General features: G+C 74.3%; 2 protein-coding genes. Both read left to right on the top strand.

Annotated features, from left to right (window positions below):
• The first annotated feature begins 129 nt into the window (after positions 1-129).
• On the top strand, positions 130-873 hold the full coding sequence (locus tag ACFV6I_RS39605; RefSeq protein WP_380431151.1) for a hypothetical protein: 744 nt from the start codon (positions 130-132) through the stop codon (positions 871-873).
• 7 nt (positions 874-880) lie between these two features.
• Positions 881-1,297, top strand: coding sequence for a hypothetical protein (locus ACFV6I_RS39600; protein ID WP_380431148.1), 417 nt, complete (start codon positions 881-883; stop codon positions 1,295-1,297).
• Positions 1,298-1,559 lie beyond the last annotated feature (262 nt).

The following is a 1,559-nucleotide window of genomic DNA, read 5'->3' as shown; positions in this document are numbered from 1 at the left end:
TTCTTTCCGTTTTCCCCCGCCCCCCAATCATTACTTTACCTTCTACATTGCGTGCGCCCCCGGTATTTTGGGGCCGCACGGCGGTTCGATCATCGAACCGCCGGCCCTCGTCGTGATCGCGGAGGGAATGTGAATCCGAGGTACGAGTACCGAGCTCTGCTGGCGTGCGACATCGCGGGTTCCGCGGGCCGCGGTCAGCAGCGGCTGCAGGAGATCCGCGGCGTGCTGCGGTCCGCGCTGTTCGGCGCCCTCGGCGTCGCGGAGCTGGACCGGCGGGACTTCGCGTACGTGGACACCGGCGACGGCTGCCGGCTCGTCGCCCCGGCCGGGTTGCCCAAGGCCGGACTGCTGGTCCCGCTGCTGCCGGAGCTGGGCGCGCGGATCCGCGAGCACAACCGGCACGCCGGCCCGGACACCCGGCTGCGGGTACGGGCCGCCGCGCACGCGGGGGAGGTCCGGCTCGATCCGGACGGTACGGTCTCCGGCACCCCGTTCGAGGCGCTCGCCCGGCTGCTCGACTCGCCCCCGCTGCGGCATGCGCTCCTGGACGGTCCGGACGGCACCCCGGTGGCCGCGGTGCTGTCGCAGCACTACTACGAGGAGACGGTCGGGCACGGCTACGAGGGGCTCGAAGCTGGTGCCTTCACCGCGGCCGAGGTCCGGGTCAAGGAGTACGCCGCACGGGCCTGGCTCTGGTATCCGGGCAGCCCGGTCGGGCCGCACGGCGGTCCCGGCCCGGAATCCGGCTCCCGCGAGCGGCCTGCGGAAGCCGAGCCGCGGGCCGTGGAGCAACTCGTCCAAGCCACGGGGAAGGGCACGGTCTTCGCCGTCGGCCGAGGTGGCCAGCACATCCACTACAACGAACGGGGCTGAAGCGCCGATGAACCAGGAACTCGCCGAGCTGGCCGCGAGCGGAGCCACCGCTCTGGTGTCCGCGATGGGCACCGATCTGTGGAACGAGGCGAGGCGACTGATGAGCGGCGTCATCGCCCGGGCCCACGGCAGCCGCCGCAGGGAACTGTCCGTCGCGCTGGAGCGGGGGTCGACCGCCACGAGGGGAGCGGTCGACGCCGCGGCCGTGGACTTCTGGACCGAGGCCCTGCTCCAGTTGCTCGACCGGGACCCGGCTCTCGCCCAGGACGTCATAGCTCTGGCGACGCTGCGGACCGCGCAACGGCCGGACGTCGTGGTCCAGGTCAACTCCGCCACCGGTTCCGGTGAGGTGTTCGCGGTGCAGCACGGTGACCAGCACTTCGCCTCGGGGCCGAGGTCCCGCGATCGTGAGGAGCGGCCGTGAGCGGGGGCGACGGCCGGCGGGACGGCCTGACGGACGGCTGGGTGCGGGCGGGGCTGCTCGCAGCCGTCGTCATCGGGGCCTTCGCTGAGGTCGGCACGCCGCACCGGCACTACGGCTGGCTGGTGAACGCGTTCGCCCTCGCGGCGGTGGGTGTCGTGGGGGGGGGGGGGCGCCCGGGGGGGGGGGGCCGCCCCCCCCCCCCCCCCCCGCGCGCCCCGCCCCCCACACGGGCGCCCCCCCCCCCCCCAGCGCCCCGCGAGCG

This window comes from Kitasatospora sp. NPDC059803 (assembly GCF_042732255.1).
Taxonomy (GTDB): domain Bacteria; phylum Actinomycetota; class Actinomycetes; order Streptomycetales; family Streptomycetaceae; genus Kitasatospora.
This window is presented reverse-complemented; position numbering and strand designations above follow the sequence as displayed.

Coding starts and splice junctions, on each gene's coding strand:
- ACFV6I_RS39600 (WP_380431148.1), top strand. CDS start 881: ATGAACCAGGAACTCGCCGAGCTGGCCGCGAGCGGAGCCACCGCTCTG.